Annotated in this window: 12 protein-coding genes; all 12 read left to right on the top strand. The window is 38.6% G+C overall.

Features of this window, described 5'->3' with window-relative positions; translation table 11 throughout:
- Positions 1–466: 466 nt before the first annotated feature.
- The 12 genes from K5Q22_RS00740 (at position 467) to gtfB (ending at position 16,427) form a co-directional block, all read left to right on the top strand.
- Positions 467–1,225: a hypothetical protein gene (locus K5Q22_RS00740; RefSeq protein WP_205013396.1), complete on the top strand. Its 759-nt coding sequence runs from the start codon at positions 467–469 to the stop codon at positions 1,223–1,225.
- Positions 1,226–1,621: 396 nt separating this feature from the next.
- On the top strand, positions 1,622–2,500 hold the full coding sequence (locus tag K5Q22_RS00745) for a glycosyltransferase family 2 protein (protein WP_024406523.1): 879 nt from the start codon (positions 1,622–1,624) through the stop codon (positions 2,498–2,500).
- Between the two features lie 65 nt (positions 2,501–2,565).
- A complete protein-coding gene (locus tag K5Q22_RS00750; protein WP_244227752.1) occupies positions 2,566–3,492 on the top strand; it encodes a nucleotide sugar synthetase-like protein in 927 nt (308 codons plus the stop codon).
- 5 nt (positions 3,493–3,497) lie between these two features.
- Positions 3,498–5,237, top strand: a complete 1,740-nt coding sequence (locus K5Q22_RS00755; RefSeq protein ID WP_024406525.1) for an SP_1767 family glycosyltransferase — start codon at positions 3,498–3,500, stop codon at positions 5,235–5,237.
- Positions 5,237–6,106: a glycosyltransferase family 2 protein gene (locus K5Q22_RS00760; protein WP_205013395.1), complete on the top strand. Its 870-nt coding sequence runs from the start codon at positions 5,237–5,239 to the stop codon at positions 6,104–6,106. Before K5Q22_RS00755 ends, K5Q22_RS00760 begins: the two co-directional genes overlap by 1 nt.
- A 132-nt stretch (positions 6,107–6,238) precedes the next feature.
- Positions 6,239–7,495, top strand: a complete 1,257-nt coding sequence (secY2, locus tag K5Q22_RS00765; protein WP_205013394.1) for an accessory Sec system protein translocase subunit SecY2 — start codon at positions 6,239–6,241, stop codon at positions 7,493–7,495.
- Between the two features lie 10 nt (positions 7,496–7,505).
- A complete protein-coding gene (gene asp1, locus K5Q22_RS00770; protein ID WP_205013393.1) occupies positions 7,506–9,077 on the top strand; it encodes an accessory Sec system protein Asp1 in 1,572 nt (523 codons plus the stop codon).
- Positions 9,074–10,636, top strand: coding sequence for an accessory Sec system protein Asp2 (gene asp2, locus K5Q22_RS00775; protein ID WP_205013392.1), 1,563 nt, complete (start codon positions 9,074–9,076; stop codon positions 10,634–10,636). Before asp1 ends, asp2 begins: the two co-directional genes overlap by 4 nt.
- Positions 10,637–10,641: 5 nt before the next feature.
- On the top strand, positions 10,642–11,211 hold the full coding sequence (gene asp3 / locus K5Q22_RS00780) for an accessory Sec system protein Asp3 (RefSeq protein ID WP_024406530.1): 570 nt from the start codon (positions 10,642–10,644) through the stop codon (positions 11,209–11,211).
- Positions 11,201–13,591: an accessory Sec system translocase SecA2 gene (gene secA2 / locus K5Q22_RS00785; protein ID WP_205013391.1), complete on the top strand. Its 2,391-nt coding sequence runs from the start codon at positions 11,201–11,203 to the stop codon at positions 13,589–13,591. The genes asp3 and secA2 overlap by 11 nt, the downstream gene beginning before the upstream one ends.
- A gap of 19 nt (positions 13,592–13,610) precedes the next feature.
- Complete coding sequence (gtfA, locus tag K5Q22_RS00790; RefSeq protein ID WP_029171037.1) at positions 13,611–15,110, top strand: accessory Sec system glycosyltransferase GtfA; 1,500 nt, start codon at positions 13,611–13,613, stop codon at positions 15,108–15,110.
- Between the two features lie 3 nt (positions 15,111–15,113).
- Positions 15,114–16,427: an accessory Sec system glycosylation chaperone GtfB gene (gtfB, locus tag K5Q22_RS00795; RefSeq protein WP_205013390.1), complete on the top strand. Its 1,314-nt coding sequence runs from the start codon at positions 15,114–15,116 to the stop codon at positions 16,425–16,427.
- Positions 16,428–16,429 lie beyond the last annotated feature (2 nt).

Raw genomic sequence — 16,429 nt, forward strand, 5'->3', positions numbered from 1 at the left:
ATATTTAATAATACATGTTTTTGTGGTGTGCTTATATGGTAAATCAAGACCGCCATAAGATTACCAGCAGTCCTGTTCCGCAAATACGGATGCAAATCTTTTGTAGTCCTCATGAGATTGTCTCGAGGACGCTTTTTATTTTTGAAAACTGACAAGAATGATAGTGTTTGAATCAAAAGTGCTGTTTAAGGAAAATTGGGAATGGATAAAAAATGTAGAGGAGAAGATGCACATTCGCCTCTATTTTAACGGCATGCATTAATATGATTTGACATTTTTATAAGTGGTGATACAATAAAGGTACGAAGGTTTATCGGCTGGTAGTTTTCATGTTAAAAGATGCTCTAACTAAAGAAAGTAAAGGTATTATTTTGTGTAATCTCTAGTGATTATTGGTGGATAAGTTTCCGAAATCAATGAAAAGAATACTGGGTGTTATTTAATGAGCTGAAAAGAAAGGAATAGTATGTATACTTTATTTACTCATAAAGGATTAAGAGAACAGGCGCCATTTCGTTTAACGACGACATTGAAGGACTATATATGTAATACTAGACCTGAGATTATCATTGTTTCTCCAGGTTACTTAAGTAATCGAATTACTACCACGCAACAATTTCTGGATGATTTGCTATCTGGATGGTGCAAGCAGAGTCAGTATAAGATAATGGGAATTACGGCAGGAATGAATGGGGTGGATAAAAATGGGAATGATAGGAATTTAGCTAATCACCGATCAGAGTTAGGAAACAAGCAAATAAATATTATAAATTTTAAAAAAAATCATAGTTGTGCAACAAATAGAGATCACAAGAAAATGGTGTTTTTGGGAAAAGTGATTGATAGCGAGTGTATGTTTCCTGATGAAATTGATGTTAATATTTCTACGCTAAGGTATTTTATAGGAAAAATTAAAATTACAGGCGTTGCGACAGGGTCTTCTAATTTTAGTAAGACGACTTATTTAGGAAGCAACAATGTTGCAGACAAAGGAGAATCAGATATTTTTATGTATACAGCATGTGATACTGGTTTTCATAGATATTTGATAGAAAGCCTTGAACGAACAGAGGGCGAAGCGGCAGTTCCGCCAATACTATCAGAGAGTATATTGAGTGGTAATCTTCCGCCAAATGCAAGTAATATTGTAAATAATAGTTTGACAGATGATGAGAAGTATTTGACTTGGATGCTTTATGAAACGTTACTGGATCAACTCAGGTAAATTAGTATAATGAACAAGAGATTGCGATGGTAGGAATAAGAATAAACGGAGTGATATTGACCAAATCGAATACTAGTCACAATCAATTAGTTTTAAAGTGAGGATAGTTTTTGTTTTTTTGAGTAAGTGAAGAAAGTGATGGTGTTGCGTCGTCTTATCTATGTTTATATAGTTATAACCAAGGTTATTTGATTGGAATTACAAAAATGGAGGTTATAGTGAGCGAAACAAAGTAGCGAGGCTTGAATGTGGATTTCCCTTGTTCTTATTGATATTATCTGAAATGGTATAGGATATGTGAGAAAAGGAAAACAGAGATTTTGGATAGACTGCATCATATTGAATATAGGGAATGTCCTTTCTGTGATATGCTAAGTGGGAGAGTAGGAGAAGTAAATGGAAAAAATTAGTGTGCTTATCCCAGTCTATAATGGGGAAAAATACCTGAGGCAATGCGTAGAATCAGTTATAAAACAAGATTACAGTGAATTAGAAATTATTGTTGTCAATGACGGGTCTACGGATAAAACCGCCTTTATCTGTGAACAGTTACGAGAACAGGATAGTCGGATTCGAATTGTGCATAAAAGAAGGAATGAAGGGCTTGGAGCGGCTAGAAATACATTATTAGAGGTTGCGACTGGCGGATTCATTGTTTTTGTTGATGCAGATGATTGGGTTGATCCAAATCATATTAGTGATTTGTACAGTCTATTGCAACGGACAGATAGTGATATTGCTATTTGCAATTTTACTCAATTTGATGAGTCTACAGGTAGCTTCAATTTACATATTGCGCCAGTTGACTATTACGAAGCGGTATATACACCCGAGGAATGGTTTGCCTATCAATATGGGATAGGTCATAATCTAAGTATGTGTTTTACTGTACCATGGTCAAAAATATATAAAAAATCTTTATTTGATACTATCCAGTATCCGATAGATGGCTTTGGAGAGGATGATCGGACGACATGGAAACTCTATTTGCTTGCGAATAAAATTGCCTATATGCACAGGGCTAGCTTGGTTTATCGGATTAGTGGAAATTCCATGACTCAGCAAGCAGACCTGGCGACAATCTATTCAACAATTCCTGTTGCAGAACGGCTTGAAGTCCTTTCTTTAATAGGGTTTGATATTTCTCAAGAAGTCAAGGCGTTTAAATGGCGTTCCCAAATCAATCGGGATAGTAAATTAAAAAATGGAGATATTGCTGCTTACAGAGAATTAGAGTGGCGGATGCGTTTACTAGATAAGTATAGGAAAGATTAATGCGAGTATATATTACAAATTTAAACGGACATGCGGCTTCCAGCACAGCTCAAATATGTCAAAATATGGTAACGGATATCGCTATGTCATTAGGTTATCGAGAAATGGCGATTCACGCATACCCTATAGACATAGATAGTCCTAAAGAATTGAGTAAGCGTTTAGATGGGATAGTTGCAGGTTTACGCAAAGGGGATGTCGTTATTTTCCAAACGCCTACTTGGAATACAACTGCTTTTGACGAAAAGGTGATGGAGAAACTGCGTGCCTATCAGATAAAGATTATTGTTTTTATTCACGATGTCGTTCCTCTTATGTTTGCGGGTAACTATTATTTGATGGATCGTACTATTGCTTATTATAATCAGGCTGATGTAGTCATAGTACCGAGTCAGGAAATGTTTGAAGTATTGCGCGAACACGGTCTATCCGTGGAAAAAATAATCATCCAAGGGATGTGGGATCATCCGACTCAGTCACCTCAATTACCTGCGCACTTCAAAAAGGAAATTCATTTTCCAGGCTCACCAGAACGTTTCTCTTTTGTCAAAAGTTGGTCCTCAAGTCTTCAACTAAATCTCTATGCACGACAGGCAGAGAATTTGCCTGAACGAGTTCAACATTTTTCCTATCGACCGGATGAGCAATTGCTTCTGGAAATGTCAGCGGGTGGCTTTGGACTGGTTTGGATGGACGATCATGATAAGGGGTATCAAAAACTCTATTGTCCATATAAGTTGGGTGCGTTTATTGCAGCAGGAATTCCAGTTGTTGTGCAGAAAGGTATTGCCAATCAGGAAATCATTGAGCGCAATCGTTTAGGAATATTAGTTGACAGTTTGGAAGAGGCGACTGGAATGATAGAGGCTATGAGACCGGAACATTATCAGACAATGGTTGAATGTGTTCGAGAGTTCAGTCCTATGGTGCGACAGGGCTTCTTTACCCGGAAAGTCTTAGTCGACGCTGTTTATAAAGCTTTATGTAAATAGAAATTATGAAAAAACTAGAAGAAATTAAAGTGCTCACCATTTTGGAAAGTCTCAACTATATTAAGGAAAATAACAGTTCAGTTGTCCGTTTTGGAGATGGTGAAATTGATTTAATTATGGGGAATAGTATTCCTTATCAATCCTACAATAATGATTTGGCTAGGGCCTTAAAATTCATTTTACAGACGCCAAGCGATAAGGATTTGCTGGTTTGTCTACCCGATGTTTTTCAAAAGATAGAGCGTTATAATAGCAATGCACGCTATTTTTGGGAGCAACATTTTGCTAAGTACCATGAATTTTATGAGAAAGAGTGTCAGTCAGACTGGTATGGTTCTACCTTCTTATCTCGTCCGTATATAGATTTGAAAGATAAAACTCAATCAGGAGAATATTTTGAAGCAATTAAGGAACTCTGGCGTGGGAAAGACATTTTGTTAGTTGAAGGTGTAACTTCGCGTTCAGGTATGGGAAACGATTTGTTTGCTCAGGCTAAGTCAGTGTCTCGTATTATTTGTCCGTCTCATGATGCCTTTTCTTTTTACGATCAAATTATAGATGAAATTTTGAAATATGGTCAAGAAAAATTGATTCTTCTTATGCTTGGACCTACAGCTAAGTTATTGACAGTGGAATTGTCGAAAAGAGGTTATCGTGCAATTGATTTGGGACATATTGATTCGGAATATGAATGGTATAAGATGAATGCGCAGACGAAAGTGAAGTTATCTCATAAGCATACCGCAGAGTTTAATTATGATGAAAATATTGAGGATGTTGCTGATGATGAGTACTTTAAGCAAATTGTGTCATGTGTTGGGGTAGAAATCCCTAGGGAAGCAGGAAATGGGGCAAGGGTTTCGGAAGTGGTTAGTGTGATTGTCCCTGTTTATAATGTAAAAACCTATCTCGCACGCTGTTTGGACTCTTTGCTTAAACAACGGTATAATAATTTGGAGCTGATATTGGTTAATGATGGATCTACAGATGGCTCTTCCTTTATTTTAGAAGAATATGCCCAAAAAGATAGTCGTATCCGAGTCATTCATCAAGAAAATGCTGGGGTCTCGGCGGCTCGCAATAGAGGAATCGAAGAGGCAACGGGAACTTATATTACTTTCATTGATTCAGATGACTTTGTAGATGAAAACTACATTCAACATTTGTATGACGCTGCTATTGAGACAGGTTCAGATATTGCTGCGACAAACTTTACTTCCTTCAATGAAGAAAGAAAAAGTTTTATGTTTTACCATAATCAAGATAATTATTTTCAGAAAATCTATACGATACAAGAATGGTTAGACCTAGAAGGGACTATGCGGTATAACATGCATCTTGCTTTTACGTTCTCCCATTTAAAACTTTTTAAGCGAGAATTGTTCGAAGGGATTCGTTATCCAGTGGGGCGCTTGAGAGAAGATGATGCAACAATATATAAGGTATACTTGAAAGCTAATCAAATTCATTTTATCAATGAGGGGTTATACTTTTATTCCCAACGCCCTGAAGGCTTATCGCGGACGACTATGAATAAGGACATTGCTTCCATGGTGTCCAATGCAGAAGAAAGAATTACTCTGTTGGTTGCATTGGGTTATGATCCTTCAGCACAAATTGAATCTTATGTCGGACGCTTGAAGAAGTGCCGAAGCGATGCTTTATATGCAGGACAAATCGAATTGTACAGAATGATTTGTACAAAATTAGAACTTTATGAAGCGTATCAAAAGAAAGGGAACTAATGGAGAAAGTGTCAGTTATCGTACCGGTTTTTAATGCAGGAATTTATTTAAACCAGTGTATTGATAGTATTCTTCAGCAAACCTATTCACATATAGAGTTGATATTGGTCAATGATGGCTCTACTGACAACAGTGCAGAGATTTGTGAGTCCTACCGCCAGATAGATAGTCGTATTCGCTTAGTTCACAAAAAGCCCGGTAGTGGCGTAGGAGCGGCTCGGAATACAGCCCTGTCCATGGTCACGGGAGACTACATTCTCTTTGTTGATAATGATGATTGGTTGGAACCAAATTATATTGAATATTTATATTATTCTTTAAAGGAGCAAGCTGCGGATATTGCTATTGTGAATTTTACGCAGTTTATAGAAGAAAAAAGTAGTTTTGCATTTCATATTCGTAGTGAAGACTACTTTCAAACAGTCTATACCCCACAGGAATGGTTTAGGCAGGAGTACAATGGTCATTGTCAATGTTTTACAGTTCCTTGGGGGAAGTTATATAAGTCAGAACTGTTTGAGAATATTTCTTATCCAGAGGACGAACAAGTGGAGGATGATTATACAACATGGAGATTATACTTGGTGGCAGATAGGATTGTTTTTAGCAATGTAGCCTTATATTACCACCGCAAACGGTCAACAAGTGTTACAAGGACGGTAAATAGGACTCAGGTTTTTCCGCTTCGGAGTATAGAAGAGCGCGTGACACTACTCAGCCTGATTGGTTTTGATATAAAAGAGGAACTGATAGCCTATAAGTGGAGGCTACAACTTCACAAGGAAAGTTTTTTAGTAGCAGGTCAAATGCAGGAGTACAAAAAATGCATGCAGATACTAACTATCCTGGAAAAGTGGGGGAGTCGTTGAGGTGGAAAGGATCTATCTTGGGCTGATGTGAGTCATAGGATGGATTGGTTTGATAAAATTGCATACTTGAATCATTCTTATGTGTAGAATAGATAGTATTTCAGATATGATGGAAAGATTGAAGAGAAGAAAATGCTTGCACAGTTAGCTAGAAAAATACAAGGGTCTTTAGTTTTGAAGAAGATAATCTGGGCTATAGGGATTGTTTTAGTCTATATGCTGGGAAAGTATACTCCACTAGGCACTCTACCGCTTCATCCTGGAGTAGTCCACAGCTATAATTTAACTAATTCATTGGATGCTCTCGCCATGGTATCGGGAGGAAATTTTTCTACATATAATTTATTTTCACTAGGACTTGCACCTTGGATGACAAGTATGATTTTATGGCGTTTTTTAAGTCTGTTTGACTTAGTAAAGACGGGGACTAGAAAACAACTCCATGTTAGTCAGATGTTTTTATTGCTTCTTATTGCGTTTATTCAATCTTTAGGCCTTACCTATGCTAGTGATTTTTACAATGTTTCGTTTTTGGGAATGAACAGCGAGTGGTTACCGCGTTTGACTTCAATAGTTGTGATGGTTGCAGGAAGCTTTGTTTTGATGTGGTTAGCAAATCTAAATGTCCGAAAAGGGATAGGAGGAGCATCTGTCATTATTATTTCGAATATGACATTAGCATTTTTGACAAATGTGGTGCAGCTGATTAAGAGTAGTCGCTTCAGTATAGTCGAATGGATGCTTGTATTATTATTGATTGGTCTTGGTTCTAGTCTGCTGATTGCTCTTACAATTAAAGTTTATCGAGCAGAGTACCGTATTCCAATTCGAAGGATTATGATTGTCAGTTCGCTGGCGGAAGAGACTTACATACCTATTAAAATTACACCTGCAGGGGGGATGCCATTCATGTATGCTATGACATTGATGGTCCTCCCAACACTTGTTTTTTCTGCACTAGGAACATTTTTTCCTAAGCAAGAATGGATTCATGATCTTTCGCTGCAATTCGGACTATCAGATTTACCAGGAATTCTCTTTTATATTTTCCTCTTATTTATTCTCGCTATCGGATTTGCCTATTTTAATTTAGATTCAGGTGAAATTGCGGAAGAAATGCAAAAGAATGGAGATTTTATAGAAGGAGTTCGACCCGGTCTTGCGACGAAGAAATATATTGAAAGTTATATATGGAGGCTGGCTGTCATTGGTGCAATCTATACCTGTTTAATTGGGGGGATTCCTATGGTCTTTGTTTGGAAGCAATCGGGACAGGTGGGGATTGCCTTGTTGGTTAATAATATTTATATCATAACCACCTTAATGTTGGGAGTTATTGAACAAATTGATGTTATGCTAACGTGGAAGCGGTACGGTGATTTGATTTAGAGGAGCATGCATGTATTATTTTATTCCTTCATGGTATAGTGGTGAGCGTCAATGGTCTGTGGAAGCGCCACTATGGTTTCGTGTTTTCGAGAGTATGAGTTTTGACGATTCTATTAACCAGATGAAGATGTTTCAAGATTTTAAAGAGGAGTCAGCTTTCATCCTTCTCTGTTATCAACCACAGTTACGTTATTTTTTACATAAGCAGGATCTGCTGAATAGTAAATATTGGTCATTTTTTGATGATATTCAAAATATTCATAGAGAAGATACAAGGTCTATCCAGTTTAAAGAGTTAGGTTGGCCGCATGGAGTGAATTTTACTTATACACCATTTATGGTCATAGCGCGACTGGGTAATAAACACTTGGCAGATATACATTTTGCAGAAGATGGAAATCTTCTTCGTATTCATTTCTTGGAAGAGGGGCGAGATGTAAAACAGTTTTTCTTTGATGATAGAGGTTTTCTATCTAGCATAAAGTACTTTTCAAATGGGGTAGCTAGTCATCAGGATTATTTGAATGAATTTGGTGTCTGGCAGGTACGTGAGTATTTGAGTGAAGAACAGCATAGGATAGAAATTCATTCTGAAGCAGACAAGAGCTTTCGAAAGAAATTTTATGATTCTTGGGAAGAGCTATTTCGTGAGCGTTTGACTGTTTTTAAGCAGAAAGTGTTATTGCCAGATGATACCTTGGTTATTGCAGCGGATCATAGACATAATGATTTGATGATTCAGCAATTTAGTGGTTATAGAAAAATTTTCTCCTTTTTTGGATACCGATTCGATTTGACAGATACATCAGCGCTGAAGCGTGTGCTAGAAGATGCTAGTCTAGTTGTTACAGATTCGGAAGCTACGGAAGTTGCTTTATTGGATGAGATCAATAAGCATTCTCTTGGAGTTAGAAATGTGACGAGAGTAACGCCATTTGATACCCGCCTTCGTTTGGGAAAGAGTCAGACGGTGAAAGAATTGCTTATTTATTTTTTGATTGATGGCATTGAAGAATCCGTATATCGTACAGCGATATCGATTTTATTAAACGTAATGGCCGCTAATCCGCTCATAGAACTTCATGTAGTAACCTATGAACCGACTCATCACTTGGATAGATTGTCGGAGGAAGTGCTGGAGGAAATTCGTCAACACCATTCTCTTGAACGCTTCACATCAGTGTCGGAGGGTGTTGGCGAAAATAATCTAGAGGAAGATGAAAAGCTGGAATTGACAGCTATTACTTTTTCTGCTTTTACAAATGAAAGTCAAATTATTAAGGAGTTAGACCTGACAAGGATAGTTATTGACTTAAGTCTCACTCCGCATTTATATACGCAAATTGCTAGTATTAGTGCAGGCATTCCTCAAATTAATAGTATCTCAACAGAATATGTAACGCATGGTGAAAATGGCTGGATTGTCAAAGATGTGACAGAAATAGGAGAGGCAATTGAGTTCTATTTTGATGGTTTGAGTAATTGGAATCGTTCTCTGGTTTACGCTGTTCAGAAAATGGGTGACTATACTGGTGGTCGTATTATTGCAAAATGGAAAGAATTATTGGAAGATAGACAATGAAGTTATTGCAAATTGGTGAAGAGGACTGGTCGGAAGGAGTTGTTTTACCGGAAGCAGTGGAATGGCACTGGGTAAAGGAAGAGCAAGTTTCGGCATTTTTACATCAGTTAGAAACTGCAGCCTTAGAAAAATTATCAGTAGAAGAGCTAGAAAAATCACAACAACCTCATCTGCATTTTGATGGTGTTTTACTGACATCTTCGGTAAAAGAGGATAGTCTTAAGGGGCTTTCCAATGCCATTGAGGCTTATTCCTTGTTCAAAGTACAAGGTGTTTTTGTTACGGAACAAGAAGCGATGGGGATCTGTCGTCAAAAAGTTTTGCGAGAGGTACCACAATTTGATAAGCCTAGTGATCTGATAGCTTATTTGTCAAAAAATCTATTTAGAGGTCAATATGGAGCTAAGTTAAAAATTCCAGAAATAGATGTGAATCCTAATTTTAATGGAGCTGTCCATTATGATGGAAATGTTGGAGTGGTATTTGATGGTGATTTTGGTTCGGATTTTGAAAACCTGTTTACTTTTCGTTTGAATCTACCATCCTTTTCTATGTCATTAGAATTGTGGCCTGAATATATAAAGTCAGGAGATTGTCATATCCGTTTAGAAGTTACAGCTTTTGTAAAAGGATCAATTGGAGAAATTTATAAAACTTATTATATTGAAGAATCTCAGCTCCAAGAACCCTATGTTTTAGAAAGTGATGCTATGATTGGCTATTATGCAGTTTCACTAGCAGCAAAAGGTACTGGACGTTTAAAATGTGGCGTCACGCATTGGCGTTATTCCAGAGAAGGTTTGGGGAGGTTTGTACTTGGTGGGACACGTTATTCGGATAGTCGAAGGCAGGAGATTTTTTCTTATTTTAATCCCGGAGATTTGAAACCGCCTTTAAATGTTTATTTTTCAGGTTTTCGCGGAGCAGAAGGATTTGAAGGTTTCCGCATGATGAAGTTGATGAAGGCACCTTTTATTCTCTTTGCGGATCCACGTCTTGAAGGAGGTTGTTTCTATTCAGGGACGGAAGAATTGGAAAATTATGTGAAAGCAGCGGTACAGAATGCTCTGGATTATTTGAGTTTTCGTAAGGACCAGTTAATCTTGTCGGGATTATCCATGGGAGCTTTTGGTGCCTTGTATTATGCAGCGCATTTTCAACCACATGCAGTAGTCGTCGGCAAACCTTTTACAAATCTTGGAGATACTGTAGCTAATTTAAAGCTGAAAAGACCAGATGAATTTGAAACAAGTGGTGATATGATGAGAAATATTGTTGGTGGTTCAGATCAAATGGCTATTGATCGTTTTAATCAATATTTCTGGGATACATTTGCCCCGGTAGATTTTGCACGAACTAAATTTGCGATTGCCTATATGGAGCAAGATGATTACGATGGTCGAGCTTTGGAACGGCTGGTAGAACATTTAGCAAATACGGAGGCTCATATTTTTGCGAAGGGATATGAAGGGCGTCATAATGACAACAGCCGAGCGATAAACCGATGGTTTGGCGCTCAGTATCGAGATATACTGAAGAATGATTTTGGAAGGGAGTGAGACCAATGGAAGGGTATTTGGTTCAAAATATATATTGGGGGGATACAGCGAGTGGTTTGGACTATCTGTATGGTTCTGTTATTCACCGTGTAGGTAAACTTGTACATTTTGAAAATCAAAGATTTGCATCGGGAAAGACTATTAAAAAATGGTTATCTTCTACTAATTATCAACAGAGTCGTAAGGCACCTGATTTGCCCTTGTTGAAGCCGGGGGCAACGTACTCTATCGTTCAAAAATTTCAGGTAGAGCCGGAGGGACGGGCGTACCTTCAGTTAGATTTTTTCAACCGTCAAGGGGAGGCGATTGGACTAATGATTTTAAAAAAAGATGAGGAGGTATTTATGTTTCCGCAGGATGCCTATACCTATACCATTTCTTTGAAGAGTGCTGGCTGTCAGAGTGTTGCATTCTCTCACCTTGCTCTTTATTGTAAGGAAGGAAGAAAATCATTTCGATTGCCGAAAGTGGCTAGAGGGTATTATGCTCGGGAGAGATACCCAGAGGATGTGGAATTTGTGAAGTGTTTAATACAGGAGTCAAGGCGCTACGGAGAAAATAAATGTGAACCATAGGTTATCTTTTTTAAATAGAATTAGGTTGTTTAAAATTAGGCGTATCACTAAAAAAATTATTAAACTAGAATCTGAGTATCGCCAAATGACCGATGAAGAGCTTTCTGGTCAGACAATAAAATTCAAAGAACGCCTTGCACAAGGGGAGACTTTGGATGATTTGTTGGTAGAGGCTTTTGCAACTGTGAGGGAAGCCTGCTACCGCATACTAGGGCAGTTTCCCTACGAAGTTCAAGTCATGGGAGGCATCGCCCTCCACCAAGGTTGTATTGCAGAAATGCGTACCGGAGAAGGAAAGACCCTAACTGCAACAATGCCCCTTTACCTAAATGCACTAATGGGTAAGGGAGCGATACTAGTAACCACCAATGCCTACCTCGCTGTTCGTGATGGGGAGGAAATGGGAAAAGTCTATCAGTTCCTAGGCTTGACCGTTGGGATTGGTGCGAAGGAAGAAGATACTGATACAAATCAAGATTCAGAAGAAGATAGGGAAAGTGTCTATATGGCAGATATTACCTATACAACTAGTGCAACACTTGGTTTCGATTATCTCTCTAATAATCTTGCGTCATCTGCAGAAGGCAAATTCCTACGAGACTTTAACTATGTAATCGTTGATGAGGCGGATGCCGTCTTACTAGACAGTGCTCAGACACCGTTGATTATTTCGGGTTTTCCACGAGTGCAGTCAAACCTATTTGATATTTGTAATCAGTTCATTCTAACCTTAAAAGAAGGGGAGGAATTCTTTTTTGACCCAGATAAAAAAGAAGTTTATCTGACAGATAAAGGGAATGACTATGCAGAATCCTACTTTGCTATAGATGAACTCTACTCATCCGAAAGTTGGGAGTTGAATCGCCATATTAACTTGGCTCTCCGCGCTCATTATCTTTATCGGAAAAACTTTGATTATGTCGTGCAGGATGATGAAATCAAACTGTTGGATAATCGGACAGGTCGGGTATTAGAAGGAACGCGTTTGCAATCCGGTATTCACCAAGCTATCGAGACAAAAGAAAAGGTTAAGAAGACTAAGGAAAGTCGAGCGATGGGCTCAGTCACCTATCAGAGTCTATTTAACATGTTTCCGAAAATCGCAGGAATGACTGGAACTGGACATCAGGCTGAAGATGAATTGATTGAAACGTATCATGTTCCTGTAGTTTCTATTCCGACAAATAAACCGACCCAGCGCATTGACTACCCGGATAAGATATATGCCACCCTACCAGAGAAGTTATATGCCACCATTGAGATGGTAAAAAAACTTCATGCGAAGGGGCAGCCTGTATTATTAATTTCAGGAACTGTAGAAATCACGCAAATTTATTCTAAGATGTTGTTGCAAGAAGGAATTCCGCATAGTACCCTTACAGCTAATAATGTTGCCAAAGAGGCGCTTATTATTCAAGAAGCGGGACAATATGGAACTGTAACTTGTGCAACTATTATGGCTGGTCGTGGAACGGACATCAAACTTGGTCAAGGAGTGGCTGAACTTGGCGGGTTAGCAGTTATCGGAACAGAGCGGATGCCCAACAGTCGTATGGACTGGCAGTTGCGAGGTCGTTCAGGACGTCAGGGTGAACCGGGGATGTCACAATTTTTTGTCTCATTGGAAGATGAGTTGCTAGTCAATAATGGACCTGAGTGGGTTAAAAAGTACTTTAAGAAAAATAACAACACCGAACGAAGGAATTATGGACAGCCCTTAAAATCGAAACGCTTCAAACGTGCACTTACGCATGCTCAAACAAAAAGTGAGGATGGGGCGATTAGTTCCCGTCGTTTTACGATCGAATATGATGAGAGCATGCGCATCCAGCGGAATAAGGTATATACTCTTAGGGATAAACTCATGTTAGAAGACGTGGATCTGTCGGCTAAGGTAGAGAAAATTGTATTTGAAGTCATTGGAGATTTCTTACAGACCCATCCCAAACGTAGCCCTCATCAATTGAGACGCTATATTTTGGACAACTTTACCTACGAATTTAAAAAAATACCTGAAGATTTGCTTCTTGCTAGTGATACCCAAATTGAGGACCTACTTTTTCTAATCTTTAAAAAGGAAATGAAGAAGAAAGCTCGTATTGTTCAAACACATGAGGGGATGTCTGAATTTTATCGATTGGCAGTTTTAAAGGCTATTGATGAAGCTTGGATTGAAGAGGTAGATACGCTGCAACAGTTGAAAGGTGTGATAACGACGCGTTCAACAGCACAAAAAGGAAGTGTCTCCGAGTACTACAAAGAATCTTTGCGCTCCTACAAGGAAATGACTCGACAAATTCAGCAGAAAATTGTACGTAATATCATGTTAAGTACTATCGAAGTAGATAAAGAGGGAAGATTCTCTATTTACTTTGTATAAGGTGAAGTGAGGAAAGTGAATGACAATTTACAATATCAACCGAGGTATCGGTTGGGCCAGTAGTGGCGTTGAGTATGCTCAAGCCTATCGCGCGAGCATACTAAGAAATATTCAGCAAGACAGTAAATTTATTTTTACGGATATGTTCCAAGGTGAAAACCTTGCACATTATACAGCTAATATTGGTTTTCAAGATGAGGAAGTAGTATGGCTGTATGGATTTTTTACTGATGTGAAAACCAGATCGACAACCTATACCATTGGTCAGTTTGAATCGAGTTTATCATCTGGCATGGTTAAAATCTCACAAAACAATGACTCTATCCGCTATGAAGATAAGGAAAAGGGCATTGTAGCCGTTGGTTTTTTGAGAAAAGATCACCCAGACTATGTGCAACGTGTCGAATACCTATCCAAAGGGAAACTTATTCGTAAAGACTATTTTAGTTATACAAAAATGTTCTCTGAATACTATGCACCAGTAGACAATCAGCCTAAGTTGTATCAACGGACATTCTTCAATGAAGATGGCAGTGTAGCCTATGAAGAAAACTGTGATGGTGAAAAGTCTCTATTCCGTTTCAAGGATACGATTTTATTTTCAAAAGAAGAATTGATTGGCTATATGTTGGATTGTTTGCAGTTGACCAGTCAAGATATTATTCTTGTGGATCGAGCGACGGGAACAGGTCAAGCTATTCTTCGTCATAAGGGAGCTGCAAAGGTTGCTGTTGTGATTCATGCAGAACACTACAACATTAATTCAATGACAGAGGATACCATTCTCTGGAATAATTATTATGAATATCAGTTTACCAATGCTGATAAAATTGACGCCTTCATCACATCCACCCAGGCTCAGAAAGATACGCTGTCTGCTCAATTTAAAAAATATACAAATTTAGATCCAGCTATTTTTGTCTTGCCAGTCGGTAGTTTAGATAAATTACGTCATTCAGCCGAAGGAAGACGTCCATTCTCGCTTCTTACCTGTTCACGTTTAGCTGCAGAAAAACATATTGATTGGTTAGTTGAGGGTGTCGTCTTAGCGCAGAAGCAACTACCTGACCTAACATTTGATATTTATGGTGCTGGTGGTCAGCAATCGAAGTTGGCAAGCATGATTGAGCAACATCAAGCACAAAGTTATATTCATCTCAAAGGACACCATGATTTGACTGATATTTATCAGCAGTATCAAGTATATCTGACAGCCTCAACTAGTGAAGGCTTCGGTTTGACTCTGATGGAAGCTATCGGCTCAGGTTTGCCGATTATTGGTCTGGATGTTCCGTACGGGAACCAAACCTTTGTTGAAAATGAAAAAAACGGTTCTCTTATTCCGAGACAGGACCCAGATGATGCCATTATCTATGCACAAGAATTTGCGAAGCGCTTGATTCAACTGTATCAATCTAACCAATTGGATGCCTGGCATCAGGCTTCTTACAAGCGGGCAGAAGAATTTCTAACCAGTCGTCTAGAAGAAGCTTGGCAAACATTTATCGAGGAGGTGTAAGCGATGATTTTATTATTTGATTATTTTCATACAGCTAGTCAAGATTTGTACTACTCCTTGAAGCAAGCAGGGCTTACAGGCTCTACTGTTGCCATCAACGATGATGGTTTTTTGCCAGAAGGTGTGACATCCGTTTATTCATACTATTGCCAGATGGAAGCCGGTCACGGAAAACCTCTTTATTTTAATCAGATAAAGGTGCCACCATTCTGGGAAATTACAGGTACTAATGGTGAGGGAGAAATCTGGGAATATAGCGAAAAACGTGCGAAAATTTTCTATGCAGAGCCCAAGCATTTACGACATGTGAAGAATGTTGATTGGATGGATAAGAATGAAAAAGTTCGTTTTACAGACCACTACAATCAATATGGCTGGCTCTATGCTCGGACCTATTTTACTGCAGAACAAAAGGCAACAACGCGTAGTTATTTTACTCGCGAAGGCTTGGAAGTCATTGTAGAAAACTTTATGACTGGCGATGTTATCCTAAATTGGCAAGGAAAGACTCATTTTTTTGAAAATCGTGTAGCATTTTTAAAACACTACTTTAAAGAGATGGGCTGGGATACTTCGCAAATTTGGTATAATTCCCTGTCGACTCCTTTTTTCCTATCTTACAATATGCCACAACCAGGACAGGATATTCTTTTCTGGCAGGAAACGATAGGAGATGACATTCCTGGTAATATGAAAATTTTACTGGCTAGTGCGACTCAACGCACCCAGACCGTCGTGGTTCAGGATAAGGCTACTTTTGACAAGATGCGGACGCTTCTGCCTGCAGAACAGGCTGAAAAGTTAGTGTATCTTGGCTATATCTACCCTCAAAGACGTGAGAATCAGAACCGGCAAGACATTTTCATTTTTACAAACTCGGATCAGATTGAGCAACTGGACTATTTGACGACTTCTCTGCCGAATTTCAAATTCCATATTGCTGCCTTGACTGAAATGTCACAGCGTTTGATGGCTTTTGATACCAAGGACAATGTTCAACTTTACCCAAATATTTCACAAAGGGCGCTTGAACGATTATATGATACCTGTGACATCTATTTGGATATCAATCATGGAAGTCAAGTAATGGAAGTGGTTCGGAAAGCCTTTGAGCAAAACATGGTGATTTTTGCTTTTGAAAATACTGTTCATAATGCTTCGTTAATTATTAAAAATCATATTGTACCACAGGCAGAACCACACAAATTAGTAGAACTACTGAATGCGAATGCTGGGCGACTGACTGACAAGGTCGTTGAACAGCGCACTCATACAAGTAATGAATTTGTAGAAAACTATGTAGCTATCTTAGGCTAGGG

Source organism: Streptococcus sp. 2018162 (assembly GCF_019754175.1).
In the GTDB taxonomy this organism is placed as follows: Bacteria; Bacillota; Bacilli; order Lactobacillales; family Streptococcaceae; genus Streptococcus; species Streptococcus hashimotonensis.

Excerpts from the sequence above, each read along its gene's own strand:
- K5Q22_RS00740 (WP_205013396.1), top strand. The coding sequence starts at position 467 with ATGTATACTTTATTTACTCATAAAGGATTAAGAGAACAGGCGCCATTT.
- K5Q22_RS00745 (WP_024406523.1), top strand. The coding sequence starts at position 1,622 with ATGGAAAAAATTAGTGTGCTTATCCCAGTCTATAATGGGGAAAAATAC.
- K5Q22_RS00750 (WP_244227752.1), top strand. The coding sequence starts at position 2,566 with ATGGTAACGGATATCGCTATGTCATTAGGTTATCGAGAAATGGCGATT.
- K5Q22_RS00755 (WP_024406525.1), top strand. The coding sequence starts at position 3,498 with ATGAAAAAACTAGAAGAAATTAAAGTGCTCACCATTTTGGAAAGTCTC.
- K5Q22_RS00760 (WP_205013395.1), top strand. The coding sequence starts at position 5,237 with ATGGAGAAAGTGTCAGTTATCGTACCGGTTTTTAATGCAGGAATTTAT.
- secY2 (WP_205013394.1), top strand. The coding sequence starts at position 6,239 with ATGCTTGCACAGTTAGCTAGAAAAATACAAGGGTCTTTAGTTTTGAAG.
- asp1 (WP_205013393.1), top strand. The coding sequence starts at position 7,506 with ATGTATTATTTTATTCCTTCATGGTATAGTGGTGAGCGTCAATGGTCT.
- asp2 (WP_205013392.1), top strand. The coding sequence starts at position 9,074 with ATGAAGTTATTGCAAATTGGTGAAGAGGACTGGTCGGAAGGAGTTGTT.
- asp3 (WP_024406530.1), top strand. The coding sequence starts at position 10,642 with ATGGAAGGGTATTTGGTTCAAAATATATATTGGGGGGATACAGCGAGT.
- gtfA (WP_029171037.1), top strand. The coding sequence starts at position 13,611 with ATGACAATTTACAATATCAACCGAGGTATCGGTTGGGCCAGTAGTGGC.
- gtfB (WP_205013390.1), top strand. The coding sequence starts at position 15,114 with ATGATTTTATTATTTGATTATTTTCATACAGCTAGTCAAGATTTGTAC.